This window comes from Streptomyces roseofulvus (genome assembly GCF_039534915.1).
Taxonomy (GTDB): Bacteria; Actinomycetota; Actinomycetes; order Streptomycetales; family Streptomycetaceae; genus Streptomyces; species Streptomyces roseofulvus.
Genome location: NZ_BAAAWE010000001.1, coordinates 446,826 through 459,462, shown reverse-complemented (window position 1 = coordinate 459,462; position 12,637 = coordinate 446,826). Strand labels below are relative to the sequence as shown.

Below are 12,637 nucleotides of genomic sequence, written 5' to 3'. Positions count from 1 at the left end.
CGGACCCTTTCGGCCGTGCCGGTCGCCCCGTCCCGTGGGCCGGACCCGCCTGACGCGTCACGCGAAGGAGCACGCCACGGCCCGGTCCACGCCCAGGGTGCGGATCACGCGAGCGGGAAGCCGCTGGACGCGGCACAGGCGCAGACGCACACCGTCGGCCACGCACCGGCGGTGCATGCGCAGGAACAGCGCCGCCCCGGAACTGTCGCAGAACGTGACGCCCGCCAGATCCAGCAGCAGTTCGCGCTCGGTCCGCCGAGCCAGGCGGGTCAACTCCGCCTCGATCTGCGGGGCGGTGTACACGTCCAGCTCCCCGGCGAGGGCGACTCCCGTCCTGCTGTGGTCGAGTGGCGCCGTGGTCAGGCTGATCGGGGGCGTCGTCATGGCGGCTGCCCTGCTTTCTCGGTCCGGACGGTGTCCCGGAGCCCGGATGCCCCGGCCGTGCTGGTGCGGGAAGTCCACCAGAGCGCGAGCGCGGGCAGCAGGTCCGGCGGGCCCGCGCCCGGGGGCCGAAGGTCCCGAGCCGACGCTCTGCTCGCCACTGAGGGCCATCCGGCCCTGTCGATGGTCCCGCTCCGCGCGGCAGGATGCGTGGGAAGCCCATGGGGGCGGAGAACGCGGCGAACACGGAGCGTGTGATGACGGACAGCAGGGGCGGGCTCACGGAGCAGGAGCCGATCAGGGTCTTCCTCCTCGACGACCACGAGGTGGTGCGCCGCGGTGTGCACGATCTGCTCGATGCCGAGTCCGACCTGTGTGTGGTCGGGGAGGCCGGCACGGCCGAGCAGGCGCTGGTGCGGGTGCCCGCGCTGCGTCCGCAGGTGGCCGTTCTCGACGTGCGCCTGCCGGACGGGGACGGCGTGAGCGTGTGCCGCGAGCTTCGCTCGCGCGTGCCCGACCTGGCCTGTCTGATGCTGACGTCGTTCGACGACGAGGAGGCTTTGCTGGACGCGATCATGGCCGGCGCGTCCGGCTACGTCCTCAAGCAGATCACCGGTACCGACCTGGTCCACGCCGTGCGTACGGTCGCCTCCGGCCTGTCCATGCTTGACTCCGGCGCCACGGCCCGCGTCATGGCCCGGCTGCGTGGCGGATCCCCGCAGGAGGAACAGCGGCAGGGTCTGCCCGGGTTGACCGAGCGGGAGCGCGAGATCCTGGCCCTGGTGAGGGAGGGACTGACCAACCGGCAGATCGGCAGCCGGCTGTTCCTCGCGGAGAAGACGGTCAAGAACAACATCTCCCGGCTCCTCGCCAAGCTGGGCGTCGAACGCCGGGTGCAGGCCGCCGTCATCGCCACCTAGGCGCTGGCTGCCCCGGGAGGGACGGCAGGGCGGGACGGCCGCATGTGAGCCGTCCCCGCGGGAGGTACTCGGCGGGCGCGTCGGGGGCGGTTCAGGCGGCGACGTACTGGTGCGGATGCCCGCCGCGCCACTCGATGAGGTGCGAGTCGGCAGCGACCAGGCCCTCGGGGTCCTCGATGCCGGCGCCGCGCAGCAGCTCGACGAGGTCCCAGTCGTCATAGGCCAGGCCCAGGATCATGCCGCGCAGGGTGACGCGCCGTCCCCCGGTCGGGGACGGCCGGTGCACGGTGACCACGCTGCCCATGACCCTGCGGTGCCCGCGAGCCGACGGTCCATGCGCGCCGGCCGGACGACGCGTCACCGCCCGCCGGGCCGGCGCGGCAGCAGCGCCTTGGCCGTGAGCCCCTGCGGCGGCCCCGTCGCCGACCAGCACGACCGCGCGCCGGACCGGAAGACAGGGGCGTCAGTCCTCGCCGCGGATGATGTTCCGCTCTTCGCGCGGGGCGCCGCTGCGGTCCTGCTCGCCGTCTTCCTGCTCGTCCGGCTGCCCCGCGTCCGGGGTGGCGACGGCGGGCCGGTGGGTGGACAGCGTGCTGTCGTGCCAGAAGATCTCGTCGGCGGCTTCCGTGTCGATCCGCGTGTCCATCGCGGCCATCTCCTCGTTCCGGGTCCGGCCCGCGGCCGGTCGTGTGGAGAAGCGCCTACCCGGGACGCCGACGCTGAGTCGCCCGCGCGGGTGCCGTTCCCTTCGAGGAGTAGCGCGGCTCGGCCCGGGTAGAGGCGGGTCCGGTTCCCGGCCGCTGTTCTCCCGCGCGGAGGAGCGACGTGCAGCGGCACCACCGCCGTACGGAAGGAAGGTGGCCGAGATGAAGGCCGTCACGTGGCAGGGCCGGCGGAAGGTCTCGGTGGAGACCGTGCCCGATCCGGAGATCCGGGAGCCCACGGACGTGATCGTGCGGATCACGACGAGCGGGCTGTGCGGATCGGACCTGCATCTGTACGAGGTGCTCGGACCGTTCCTCGACCCGGGCGACGTGCTCGGGCACGAGCCGATGGGCGTGGTCGAGGAGGTCGGCCCCGACGTGCGGCGCCTCGCCCCCGGCGACCGGGTCGTGGTGCCGTTCAACATCTCCTGCGGCACCTGCGCGATGTGCGGGCGCGGCCTCCACTCCCAGTGTGAGACGACGCAGGTGCGGGCCTACGGCACCGGCGCCTCGCTGTTCGGCTACACCAAGCTGTACGGGCAGGTGCCGGGCGGCCAGGCGGAGTACCTGCGCGTACCGTTCGGCGACACCCTGCCCATCCCCGTCCCGGAGGGACCGCCGGACGACCGCTTCGTCTACCTCTCGGACGTCCTGCCGACGGCCTGGCAGGCCGTCGAGTACGCGGACGTGCCGCCCGGCGGCTCGGTCGCGGTCCTGGGCCTCGGGCCCATCGGCGACATGGCCGCCCGCATCGCGCTGCTGCGCGGCGCGGGTCTCGTCGTCGGCATCGATCCGGTGCCCGAACGCCGCGAACGGGCGGCGGCCCGCGGCGTCCACACCGTCGACCCGTCCGACGACGACGGCGAACCGATCGAGCGGGTCCGGGACGTCACCGAGGGCCGGGGCCCCGACGCCGTCATCGACGCCGTCGGCATGGAGGCGCACGGCGCGCCCATCGCCCGCGGCCTGCACTCGATGGTGGCCCGCCTGCCGGACTCCGTCGCGCGGGGCCTGATGCGCCGCTTCGGCGTCGACCGGCTCTCCGCGCTGCACCTGGCCGTGGAACTGGTGCGCCGCGGCGGGACGGTGTCGCTGGCCGGAGTGTACGGGGGAGCGGCGGACCCGATGCCCCTCCTCGTGATGTTCGACAAGCAGCTGACGTTCCGCATGGGGCAGGCGAACGTGCTGCGCTGGGTCGACCGGCTCCTGCCGCTGCTGAACGACGACGACCCCCTGGGCGTCGACGACTTCGCCACCCACCGACTGCCGCTGGCAAAGGCTCCGGAGGCGTACGAGATGTTCCAGACCAAGCGCGACGGCGCGGTGAAGATCCTCTTCAAGCCCTGAAGAACCGGCCGATCGCGCGCCGCGGCCCGGGCCTTCCGGCCCGGGCCGCGGCGCGGCGGTCGCCGTCAGGAGTTCGCGCTCGGTACGTCGAGCGGACTCTCCGGCGCGTTCTTCCGCTCCTCCGCCATCCGCTCGCCGAGCTCGACCAGCCGCTTGCGCCCCATGGCCTTGCGCACCTCGGGGAACCAGTCGCTCTCCTCCTCCTCGACGTGGTGCCGGACGTTCTCGATCAGCACCGTCATCTTGGCGTCGAAGCGCTCGTCCTCCGGCTCGAGCCCGACGAGTTCCGACAGCATCCAGAGCACCGCGTGGTGCTCCTCGACGCTCTCCAGGACATGGTCCTTGGTGTCGGGCGCCGCTTCCCGTGCCGCTGGGTAGAAGACCTGTTCCTCGATCCAGGCGTGCGCGGTGAGCTCCCGGATGATGTCGTCGGCCAGCTCCCGCTTGCGTCGCTGGGCGTCGTCGCCCGCCCGCTCGAACTCCTTGAACAGTTTCTCCACGGTCTTGTGGTCTTCGCGCAGCAGCACGATGCCGTCCATGGGGTACTCCTCCGTAGCGGTCGGCGGCCGTCCGGGCCGCGTCTGTCAGTCGGCGGGGCGTTCCCGCCCGGGGGTGTCGGCTCCGCCGGATCCGGCTGTCTCGCGGTCGGCGCCGGTGTGGAGCAGCCGATGGAAGAACGAGCGGTAGCGGACCAGCGCCGTCCGCAGGCTCTCGGTGTCGACGTCCTCGCCCTGCCGCCACTGGCCTTCGAGGCTCCTGCGGTGGTCGGCGAAGGTGGCGGCGAGCTTCTGCATCACGTCCGCCACCAGCGCGTCGGCCTCGTGCACGGCGCGGCGGGGGTCGTCCACGAACAGGCTCTGCAGCTCGTGCCAGCGGTTCTTGAAGTCCTCCTCGTCGCCCGGGTCCATCAGCCGCGGCGACTCGTCCGCCGAGCGGTCGGCGGCTGTCCCGGTGCCGGTCCCGGTGCCGGTCCCGGTGGCGCCGGCCGTTTCGGTCTCGGTGCCGGTGGAGTCGCCGGAGACCGCGTCCGTCCCCGTGTCCCGGCCGCCGCCGTCCGGCGTCTGGATGGCCTCGCCCGGATACAGGGGCGGCCTGTCGGATCCCTGGCCGCCCCGCTCGTCCCGGTCCCCGCCGGGGTCCGCCCCGGCGGTGGAGGAGCGGGCGATGTCGTCGGTCGAGAGGCCGGTGCCGGAGCGGTCGGGGGTGTCGTTCTCGTGCATGGCGTGCGCCTCTCAGGACCGGCCGGAGCCGGACTGGCTTCCGTCGGAGAGCAGTTCGTCGAAGAGGACCCGGTAGTGGATCATCGCTCCCCTGAGCTGCTCGGTGGTGGCCCGGTGTTCGGAGCTCAGCCGGTCGACCTCGTGTGCCGCCCGGTAGTGCTCCAGGGTGCGGCCGTGCTCCACGGACAGGTCCCGCGCCCGCTGCTCGAAGTCGTCCGTGGGATAGCCGCGCTCGCACATGAGGGCGGTCACGAGCCGGTCCGCGTCGTGGACCGCCGCCTCGGGACGGTCGACGAACTGCTCCTGCACCCCGCTCCACTCCCGTGCGTAACGGTCGGCGAGCCCGGGGTCGAGCGGCCGTACGTCGAGGGAGTCGTGCCGTTTCTCGCGGCGCTCCAGCTCGTGCTCGGCGGCCCGCCGGCCGCCCGCCTCCTCGACCGTGCGGTCGTACTCGGAGCCGAAGCGCTCGCGCAGTCGGCGCCGCCGGCGCCGGTCGAGGACGATCGCCACCGTGGCCAGGACGATCACCACCGCGACCGGGATGATGATGGCCAGGAGAGTTCCTGTGGACATGTGTCGACCCCCTTGACTGGGACGGGCCCCGGACTCCCGCGCCTGCCCAGCGACGCTGCGGTGAAACGGCCTCCGGCCCCGCGGCCGCCCGCGTATCCTGCGGAAATGATCAAGCCGATAGAGCTGGTGATATTTGACTGCGACGGTGTGCTGGTCGACAGCGAGCGCATCGCCGTGCGTCTCCAGGTGGCGCTGGGATCGGAACTCGGCTGGCCCCTGACCGAGGCGGAGGTCGTCGACCGGTTCATCGGGCGGTCCAGGGAATCCATCTGCGCCCAGATCGCCGAACGGCTGGGGGAGGAGACCTCCCGCCTCTGGTGGGACCGGCTGATGCGCCGGCACCGGGAGGAGGTGGACGCCGGCCTGGAGGCCGTCGACGGGCTGCCGGAGGCGCTGCGGGAGATCGGTCTGCCCGTCTGCGTCGCCTCCAGCGGGTCCCACGAGAAGATGCGGCACACGCTCGGAGTCACGGGGCTGTACGACCGCTTCGCGGGCCGCGTCTTCAGCTCCAGCGAGGTCGCCCGCGGCAAGCCGGCCCCCGATCTCTTCCTGCACGCCGCACGGCGGATGGGGGTCGAGCCGGCGGCCTGCGTGGTCGTCGAGGACAGCCGCCCGGGCGTCGAGGCCGCCCGCGCCGCCGGCATGCGGGCCCTCGGCTACGCGGGCGGGCTCACCGCGGCCGAGCGACTCGCGGGACCCGGCACGACCGTCTTCCACGACATGCGCGACCTCCCCCGTCTCCTCGACGAGGCGCAGTCGGGCGGCCGGGAGCGAACGCCTGTTCCCCAGGCCGCCCCGATGGCACCATGCGCCCCATGACACCCATCGCCAAGGGCGCCGACACACCCGTCCCCACCGCCCCGTCGCGGGCGGCGGTCGGACGGCTCCAGGTGCCCGGCGCGCCCGGAGTGAACGCCGCCGCCCTGCTGCTGGACGCGACGGGCGCGGTGCGCCGGGATGGCGACCTCGTCTCCCGAGGGGGTCAGGACGTGGTCGCGGCCAGTACGGCGAGGGCGGCGGCGCCGAGGAGGACGAGCGCGGCCAGCCACCCCACGGCGGCGGTCCGCCCGCGCCTCCCGCCGGACGACGGCCGGTCCTCGGCGGCGTCGAGGCGTTCCCGGAGCCCCTCGTCGGGCCATCCCGGGCCGGCGCCGGACAGCAGGCGGACCGGATCCGTGTGCCGCCACCGGTGGAAGTCCGCGACCAGAGCGTCCAGCCGCCCGCCGGCCGCCGTCGTCCGTCCCGCGTCGAGGCGGGCCAGGTCCGCCAGGGTCTCCTCGAAGTGCGTGCGGACACCGCTGTCGCCGCCGCCCGCGAGCGCCTCGGTCCTCAGGAGCACAAACGGACCGAACCGGGCGTCGACGAGTGCGGTGAACGCGTCGTAGACGGGCGCGTACCGCGCGCCGATCCGGCCGGTGAGTTCCTCACGCCGCGCGCGCAGTCGTGCCACCGCGGTCCGCTGGTCGACGACCAGGTACGGGTAAGTGGCCTCGCCCCAGTCGCTCAGCAGCTCCGCGTGCTCCTCGGTGCCGGCGTCCTCGGTGTCGGCGATCCTCGCCTCGGCGAGGTCGTCCGGGCCGAACATCGCCCACCACAGCAGTGGCGGCCAGTCCTTGGCCACCAGTTCCGCCGCCCCGTCGAAGAAGCCTGCCCATTCACCCGCCGACCCGTCGGGCGTACGCGGGACGCGGGCGCTGTTCAGATGGAGGCGGGTGCTCACCGGGCATCCTCGTCGTCCGGCCGCGGTCCCGTCGCGTACGGGTTCTCCTGACCGTCCGCGAGGACGCCGACGAAGGGGTCGCCCTCACCGGCGAACGTGTACGCGCCGCCTTCGATCCGTTCGATCAGTCCGCGCGTCCACTCCGCGCCGCTGTCGGCCGAGTGCACCCACATGTTCATGATCTCGCCGATGTGCCCGAGTTGTTCGGGGCCGGCCTCCGGCGTGTAGTACTCGGTGACCGCGGACCGCCACTGTTCGAGGCCGGCGATCCGCTTCCTGAGGAGGGCGACCGCCTCTTCGCGCGGCAGGTCGACGATGAAGCCGATGCCGGCCGAGAGGACGTCGGTCTTCTGCTCGTGCGAGCTCAGCGCCTCGCGCAGCAGCGCGAAGTACTCCTCGGTGCCCTTGTCGTTGATCTCGTACTCGACGCGCGGCGGGCCGCCGGCGGTGCTCGGAGCGATCTCGTGGGCGATGAGGAGTCCCTGCTTCGCCATCTGCTTGAGCGCGTGGTAGATCGAGCCCGGCTTGGCGTTGGACCACTCGTGGGCGCCCCAGTACTCCAGGTCGTTGCGCACCTGGTAGCCGTGTGCCCTGCCGTGCTGGCGGACCGCGCCGAGGATCAGCAGCCGGATCGCTGACATGTGCGTTTCCCCTCTAGTCCCCGCTGGGCGGTGATCACCAGGCCACTCTACAAGTGGGCGAGCGGCGGACGGCAGGGAGCGGACCGGGTCACTAATCAAGTTTGACTAGACGGTGGGAGGTGTCGTACGTTGATGCTCTAGTCAAGTTTGACTACTAAGCCTGAGGGAGGGCGTTTTGTCTGACCGCGATCTGGCGATCGTCGCAGACGGCCTACGGAAGAGGTACGGGGACAAGCAGGCCCTGGACGGCCTCGATCTCACGGTCCGGGCCGGCACCGTCCAGGGGATCCTCGGCCCCAACGGCGCCGGGAAGACCACGGCGGTGCGCATCATGTCCACGCTGCTGCGCCCGGACGAGGGGCGGATCGAGGTCGCCGGCCTCGACGTGCGGACCCGGGCCGACGAGGTGCGCTCGCGGATCGGGCTGCTCGGCCAGAACGCCGCCGTCGACGAGGAGCTCGGTGGCCGGCAGAACCTGGAGATGTTCGGACGCCTCCACCGTCTCGGGGCGCGCCGCGCCGGTGCACGGGCCGACGAGCTCCTCGCCCGGTTCGGGCTCGCGGACACCGGCGCCAAGCCGGTCCGGCAGTACAGCGGCGGCATGCGGCGGCGGCTCGACCTGGCGGCGTCCCTCATCGCCCGGCCCCAGGTGCTCTTCCTGGACGAGCCCACCACCGGACTCGACCCGCGCGGCCGCACGGAGGTGTGGAACGCGGTCCGCTCGCTGGTCGACGGCGGCACGACCGTGCTGCTGACCACCCAGTACCTGGAGGAGGCCGACCAGTTGGCCGACCGGATCGCGGTGATCGACCACGGGAAGGTCATCGCGGAGGGCACGGCCGACGAGCTGAAGGCGAGAACGGGCGGCGACCGCGTCGACGTGGTCCTGCGCGACACGGCCCAGGTGGCCCGCGCGGCGGCGCTCCTCCCCGGCGAGGTGCGGGTCGACGAGGACCGGCGCATGGTCAGCGCCTCGGTCACCGACCGGATGGCCGCCCTGACCGAGACCGTACGGGCCCTGGAGGCGGCCGGCATCGAGGCGGAGGACATCGCCGTGCGCCGGCCGACCCTCGACGAGGTCTTCATGCATCTGACGGGGGAGGAGGCCGCATGAGTGCGACGATCCACGAGGTGAGCACCGCTCACGCCACCGGATCCCGGCTGGGCTGGGCGGCCGCCGACTCCTGGACCATGACCCGGCGCGAGCTGGCCCACTGGGCGCGACAGCCCGTCCAGGTGGTCGTCGGCCTGGTCTTCCCGGTGATGCTGCTGCTGATGTTCGGCTATCTGATCGGCGGCGGACAGGGTGTGGACGGGGACTTCAAGGCGTACCTCGTCCCCGGCATGCTCGCCCTGACCATGGCCTTCGGTCTCGAAGCGACGATGCTCGCCGTGACCCAGGACCTCGGCAAGGGGGTCATCGACCGGTTCCGCTCGATGCCGATGGCCTCCGGCGCGGTCCTGGTCGGGCGGAGCGTCGCCGACATGCTGCAGTCGGCGGTCGGCCTGGCCGTGATGCTCGCGGTCGGGTACGCCGTCGGCTGGCGCTGGCACGAGGGGTTCGGCTCCTTCCTGGGGGCGGTCGGCCTGCTGTTGCTGCTGCGCTTCGCGATGCTGTGGCTCGGGATCTTCCTCGCGATGGTGGCGGGCAGGCCGGAGCTGGTGCAGGCGGTGCAGATCCTGGTCTGGCCGGTCGGCTTCCTCTCCAACGCGCTCGCCTCGCCCGCGTCGATGCCGTCCTGGCTGGGCGCGATCGTGGAGTGGAACCCGCTGTCGGCTACGGCCACGGCGGTGCGGGACCTGTTCGGCAACCCCGGCGCCGGCGGCGACTCCTGGGCCGCGACCCACGCGGGGCTCCTCGCGGTGGCCTGGCCGGTCGTGCTGATCGCGGTGTTCTTCCCGCTGGCGGTGAATCGCTTCCGCGGTCTGAGCCGCTGACCTCTCTCCTGCCCCCGCCTCCGGCCCGGCTCCCCCGGGCCGGAAGCGGGGGTTGCCTGTGCGCTTACTCTATGAATTGCATAATTTGGCAATTCACTACATCATGAGTGCGCTACGACGAGGAGAGGCTGGCGCGTGTCGGTTCCGCAGTACCAGGCCGAGGCCGAGTTCGTCCGGAGGCTCGGACGCCCGGGAGGGCAGCAGCCGCCGTCCGGGCGGCACGCACTCCTCGCCGAACGCCGGGACGCCCGGTGCGCCGTCCGGTGAAGGCGATTCTCGAACGGGTCCGGGCCCTCCTGCCCGGACGCCGAGACCTCGCGGCCATGCGGCGCGACCCGCGGCGCGACCTGCTCGCCGGGCTCACGGTGGCCGTCGTCGCGCTGCCGCTCGCGCTCGGCTTCGGCGTCTCCTCCGGCCTCGGAGCCGAGGCCGGCCTCGCGACCGCCGTCGTCGCCGGGGCGGTCGCGGCGCTGTTCGGCGGCTCCGACCTCCAGGTCTCCGGGCCGACCGGAGCCATGACCGTCGTCCTCGTCCCCATCGTGGCGCGGTACGGGCCGAGCGGCGTCCTCACCGTCGGCCTGATCGCCGGTGTCCTCGTGATCGGACTCGCCCTGGCGCGGGCCGGCCGGTACATGGCGTACATCCCCGCCTCGGTGGTCGAGGGATTCACCCTGGGCATCGCCCTCGTCATCGGCCTCCAGCAGGTGCCGAACGCCCTCGGCGTCCCCGCACCCGAGGGGGAGCGGGTCCTGGCGGTGACCTGGCGCGCCGCTGGCGCGTTCGTGCAGGCCCCGAACTGGACCGCCCTCGGACTGGCCCTGGGCGTCGCCGCCCTCATGCTGGCCGGCGCCCGCCGGCGGCCGACCGTCCCCTTCTCCCTCGTCGCCGTCATCGCGGCCACGGCCGTCGCCCAGCTCTTCCACCTCGACGGGGCGACCCCGATCGGCTCACTGCCGGCGGGACTCCCCGCCCCTTCCCTCGGCTTCGTCGACCCGACGCAACTGGGCTCCCTGATCGCCCCGGCGCTGGCGGTCGCCGCCCTCGCGGCCCTGGAGTCCCTGCTCTCGGCGCAGGTCGCCGACGGCATGACCGTCGGCCAGAAGCACGACCCCGACCGCGAGCTGTTCGGCCAGGGCCTCGCCAACCTCGCCGCACCCCTCTTCGGAGGCGTACCGGCGACCGGCGCCATCGCCCGTACGGCGGTCAACGTGCGGACCGGCGCCACCTCCCGGCTCGCGGCGCTGACCCACGCGGCCGTCCTCGCCGCCATCGTCTACGCCGCCGCCCCGCTCGTCTCCAGGATCCCGCTCGCCGCCCTCGCCGGCGTGCTGATCGCCACCGCCGTCCGCATGGTCGAGGTCGGCTCGCTGCGCGCCCTGGCCAAGGCCACCCGCTCCGACGCCGTCGTCCTGGTCCTGACCGCCGTCGCCACCGTGGTCCTGGACCTCGTGTACGCGGTCGTCATCGGCTTCGTCGTCGCCGGCGCCCTCGCCCTGCGCGCCGTCGCCAAGCAGGCACGGCTCGCCGAGACGGACGTCACGGCCGACCTGCCGGGCGAACACGGAGCCGAGGAGCACGCGCTGCTCGCCGAGCACATCGTGGCGTACCGGATCGACGGCCCGCTGTTCTTCGCCGCCGCCCACCGCTTCCTCCTCGAACTCTCCGACGTGGCCGACGTCCGCGTCGTCATCCTGCGCATGTCCCGCGTGACGACCGTCGACGCCACCGGCGCCCTCGTCCTCAAGGACGTCGTCCAGAAGCTCCACCGGCGCGGGATCGCCGTCCTGGCCTCCGGGATCCGGCCCGGCCAACGGCAGGCCCTCGACTCCGTCGGCGCCCTGGACCTGCTGCGCCTCGACGGACGCGAGTTCGCGACCACGCCCGAGGCGATCGCCGCCGCCCGCGCCCACCTCCACGGCACCGGCGTCCTGGCCCCCGCCCCCGCTCCGCGCCCCCGGACCGCCACCGAAGAACCCTCCCGATGACCGCCGCCGCGCGTGCGGCGACGACCGGCCCGGCACGCGGAACCCGGCCCCGGCCGGGGGACTGGGCCGGGGCCGGGCGTCCGTCGGGGCGGCGCAGCAGCGAGGATGTCCCTCATGGCGAAGTGTTCTGCATGCTCACGAGGATGGATACCGCGCACGCGGCGACGGTCGCACGGGCGGTGGGCCCGGTGAAGGCGCCCCTGTACCAACTGAAGGCCGAGTTCTTCAAGACGCTCGGACACCCGGTCCGCATCCGGGTGCTGGAGCTGCTGAGCGAGCGGGACCACGCGGTCTCGGAGATGCTGGCCGAGGTGGACGTCGAGGCGGCGCACCTGTCGCAGCAGCTCGCGGTGTTGCGCCGGTCGAACCTGGTCGTCGCGCGACGCGAGGGCTCGACGGTGTCGTACTCGCTGACCAGTCCCGAGGTGGCCGACCTCCTCGCGGTCGCCCGGACGATCCTCTCGGGAGTCCTCGCCGGCCAGGCCGAACTCCTCGCCGACCTCCACGCGGCCACACCGCCGTCTTCCTGAGGGCGTTCACCTCGCCGCGCACCACCTGGAATCGCATCGGCTGGGGGAGAGGGGCCGACCGAGCCCGGAGGAGAACGCCGAGATCGACGCGCCGTGCGAGCAGGGGCGCTTCTACGGCACGGACGGCGTCGGCGGCCCCTCGGCCGACCCGTCCGGCTGAGACATCGCGACGAGTTCGACCTCGAAGCCGTCGTCGTTCTCCAGGTAGGCGGCGTAGTGCCGGTCGCCGCCGGCGTGCGGGTGGAGGTCCGGGAACATCAGGCGCCAGCCGTGTCCGGCGGCTTCGGCCGTCAGCTTCTCCACGGTGGCGGCGTTCTCCACATGGAACGCCAGGTGGTTCAGCCCGGGACGGAGGCGGTCGTACCGGTCGGCCGTGAGGGCCGGGGACTGTTCGAGGACGAGGTAGGTCGGGCCGAGCAGCCAGCTGCGGCCGGTGGCCCAGCTCTGGGAGACGGAGTAGCCCAGCGCCTCCAGCATCCAGCCCAGGGACACCAGCGCGCGGCCGAGGTCGGGCACCCAGATCTCGACGTGGTGCAGCGTCCCGTGCGCCGGCCGGTTCACGCGGTCACCGCCCGGGTCCGGACGAGGACGGCGGTCGGGGGGCGGTGCGACGGGGAGCCTGCGGGATCGGCCGGCGTGGACACGGCGTCCTTTCCGTCCGGCGCGGCGACGCCGGAC

Annotated in this window: 17 protein-coding genes; 8 read left to right on the top strand and 9 right to left on the bottom strand. The window is 73.2% G+C overall.

Features of this window, described 5'->3' with window-relative positions:
• Window positions 1-57: 57 nt before the first annotated feature.
• Entirely contained in the window at window positions 58-384 is a 327-nt protein-coding gene (locus tag ABFY03_RS02255; RefSeq protein WP_319013481.1) for an STAS domain-containing protein, read from the bottom strand.
• A 254-nt stretch (window positions 385-638) separates the two neighbouring features.
• On the opposite strand from ABFY03_RS02255, the gene ABFY03_RS02250 reads away from it, so the two are divergent.
• Window positions 639-1,301 (top strand): response regulator, encoded by a 663-nt coding sequence (locus ABFY03_RS02250; RefSeq protein ID WP_346168984.1) that lies wholly within the window; start codon window positions 639-641, stop codon window positions 1,299-1,301.
• 91 nt (window positions 1,302-1,392) lie between these two features.
• Here ABFY03_RS02250 and ABFY03_RS02245 read toward each other — a convergent pair whose 3' ends face one another.
• Complete coding sequence (locus ABFY03_RS02245) at window positions 1,393-1,605, bottom strand: hypothetical protein (protein WP_319013483.1); 213 nt, start codon at window positions 1,603-1,605, stop codon at window positions 1,393-1,395.
• Between the two features lie 159 nt (window positions 1,606-1,764).
• Complete coding sequence (locus ABFY03_RS02240) at window positions 1,765-1,947, bottom strand: hypothetical protein (RefSeq protein WP_319013484.1); 183 nt, start codon at window positions 1,945-1,947, stop codon at window positions 1,765-1,767.
• 220 nt (window positions 1,948-2,167) lie between these two features.
• Between ABFY03_RS02240 and ABFY03_RS02235 the strand changes: the two genes are divergently transcribed.
• Entirely contained in the window at window positions 2,168-3,352 is a 1,185-nt protein-coding gene (locus tag ABFY03_RS02235) for a zinc-dependent alcohol dehydrogenase (protein WP_319013485.1), read from the top strand.
• A 65-nt stretch (window positions 3,353-3,417) separates the two neighbouring features.
• Here ABFY03_RS02235 and ABFY03_RS02230 read toward each other — a convergent pair whose 3' ends face one another.
• From ABFY03_RS02230 to ABFY03_RS02220, 3 genes are read right to left on the bottom strand one after another with little or no spacing between them, the layout of a single operon-like run.
• Window positions 3,418-3,891: a hemerythrin domain-containing protein gene (locus tag ABFY03_RS02230; RefSeq protein ID WP_346168983.1), complete on the bottom strand. Its 474-nt coding sequence runs from the start codon at window positions 3,889-3,891 to the stop codon at window positions 3,418-3,420.
• Window positions 3,892-3,936: 45 nt separating this feature from the next.
• Complete coding sequence (locus ABFY03_RS02225) at window positions 3,937-4,572, bottom strand: hypothetical protein (protein ID WP_346168982.1); 636 nt, start codon at window positions 4,570-4,572, stop codon at window positions 3,937-3,939.
• Window positions 4,573-4,584: 12 nt separating this feature from the next.
• Window positions 4,585-5,145, bottom strand: a complete 561-nt coding sequence (locus tag ABFY03_RS02220; RefSeq protein ID WP_346168981.1) for a hypothetical protein — start codon at window positions 5,143-5,145, stop codon at window positions 4,585-4,587.
• A gap of 105 nt (window positions 5,146-5,250) precedes the next feature.
• Between ABFY03_RS02220 and ABFY03_RS02215 the strand changes: the two genes are divergently transcribed.
• Window positions 5,251-5,964: an HAD family hydrolase gene (locus ABFY03_RS02215; RefSeq protein ID WP_346168980.1), complete on the top strand. Its 714-nt coding sequence runs from the start codon at window positions 5,251-5,253 to the stop codon at window positions 5,962-5,964.
• Between the two features lie 163 nt (window positions 5,965-6,127).
• Here the strand turns inward: ABFY03_RS02215 and ABFY03_RS02210 are convergent, their stop codons facing one another.
• Window positions 6,128-6,865: a hypothetical protein gene (locus ABFY03_RS02210; RefSeq protein WP_346168979.1), complete on the bottom strand. Its 738-nt coding sequence runs from the start codon at window positions 6,863-6,865 to the stop codon at window positions 6,128-6,130.
• Window positions 6,862-7,506, bottom strand: a complete 645-nt coding sequence (locus ABFY03_RS02205; protein WP_346168978.1) for a PadR family transcriptional regulator — start codon at window positions 7,504-7,506, stop codon at window positions 6,862-6,864. Before ABFY03_RS02205 ends, ABFY03_RS02210 begins: the two co-directional genes overlap by 4 nt.
• 175 nt (window positions 7,507-7,681) lie before the next feature.
• Between ABFY03_RS02205 and ABFY03_RS02200 the strand changes: the two genes are divergently transcribed.
• The 5 genes from ABFY03_RS02200 to ABFY03_RS02180 all read left to right on the top strand — a co-directional run bounded on the left by ABFY03_RS02200 (window position 7,682) and on the right by ABFY03_RS02180 (window position 11,959).
• Window positions 7,682-8,620, top strand: coding sequence for an ATP-binding cassette domain-containing protein (locus tag ABFY03_RS02200; RefSeq protein ID WP_346168977.1), 939 nt, complete (start codon window positions 7,682-7,684; stop codon window positions 8,618-8,620).
• Window positions 8,617-9,444, top strand: a complete 828-nt coding sequence (locus ABFY03_RS02195) for an ABC transporter permease (protein WP_319013493.1) — start codon at window positions 8,617-8,619, stop codon at window positions 9,442-9,444. The genes ABFY03_RS02200 and ABFY03_RS02195 overlap by 4 nt, the downstream gene beginning before the upstream one ends.
• A gap of 135 nt (window positions 9,445-9,579) precedes the next feature.
• Window positions 9,580-9,711, top strand: coding sequence for a hypothetical protein (locus ABFY03_RS02190; protein WP_319013494.1), 132 nt, complete (start codon window positions 9,580-9,582; stop codon window positions 9,709-9,711).
• A 56-nt stretch (window positions 9,712-9,767) separates the two neighbouring features.
• A complete protein-coding gene (locus ABFY03_RS02185) occupies window positions 9,768-11,429 on the top strand; it encodes a SulP family inorganic anion transporter (protein ID WP_319013662.1) in 1,662 nt (553 codons plus the stop codon).
• Between the two features lie 188 nt (window positions 11,430-11,617).
• Window positions 11,618-11,959, top strand: coding sequence for an ArsR/SmtB family transcription factor (locus ABFY03_RS02180; protein WP_346172188.1), 342 nt, complete (start codon window positions 11,618-11,620; stop codon window positions 11,957-11,959).
• A gap of 111 nt (window positions 11,960-12,070) precedes the next feature.
• Here ABFY03_RS02180 and ABFY03_RS02175 read toward each other — a convergent pair whose 3' ends face one another.
• Entirely contained in the window at window positions 12,071-12,520 is a 450-nt protein-coding gene (locus ABFY03_RS02175; protein ID WP_319013495.1) for a VOC family protein, read from the bottom strand.
• Window positions 12,521-12,637: the final 117 nt, after the last annotated feature.

Bases quoted from the DNA above. Each gene is read 5' to 3' on its own strand.
- ABFY03_RS02240 (WP_319013484.1), bottom strand. From the start codon at position 1,947: ATGGACACGCGGATCGACACGGAAGCCGCCGACGAGATCTTCTGGCAC.
- ABFY03_RS02205 (WP_346168978.1), bottom strand. From the start codon at position 7,506: ATGTCAGCGATCCGGCTGCTGATCCTCGGCGCGGTCCGCCAGCACGGC.
- ABFY03_RS02250 (WP_346168984.1), top strand. From the start codon at position 639: ATGACGGACAGCAGGGGCGGGCTCACGGAGCAGGAGCCGATCAGGGTC.
- ABFY03_RS02235 (WP_319013485.1), top strand. From the start codon at position 2,168: ATGAAGGCCGTCACGTGGCAGGGCCGGCGGAAGGTCTCGGTGGAGACC.
- ABFY03_RS02215 (WP_346168980.1), top strand. From the start codon at position 5,251: ATGATCAAGCCGATAGAGCTGGTGATATTTGACTGCGACGGTGTGCTG.
- ABFY03_RS02185 (WP_319013662.1), top strand. From the start codon at position 9,768: ATGCGGCGCGACCCGCGGCGCGACCTGCTCGCCGGGCTCACGGTGGCC.
- ABFY03_RS02195 (WP_319013493.1), top strand. From the start codon at position 8,617: ATGAGTGCGACGATCCACGAGGTGAGCACCGCTCACGCCACCGGATCC.
- ABFY03_RS02230 (WP_346168983.1), bottom strand. From the start codon at position 3,891: ATGGACGGCATCGTGCTGCTGCGCGAAGACCACAAGACCGTGGAGAAA.
- ABFY03_RS02220 (WP_346168981.1), bottom strand. From the start codon at position 5,145: ATGTCCACAGGAACTCTCCTGGCCATCATCATCCCGGTCGCGGTGGTG.
- ABFY03_RS02255 (WP_319013481.1), bottom strand. From the start codon at position 384: ATGACGACGCCCCCGATCAGCCTGACCACGGCGCCACTCGACCACAGC.
- ABFY03_RS02245 (WP_319013483.1), bottom strand. From the start codon at position 1,605: ATGGGCAGCGTGGTCACCGTGCACCGGCCGTCCCCGACCGGGGGACGG.
- ABFY03_RS02225 (WP_346168982.1), bottom strand. From the start codon at position 4,572: ATGCACGAGAACGACACCCCCGACCGCTCCGGCACCGGCCTCTCGACC.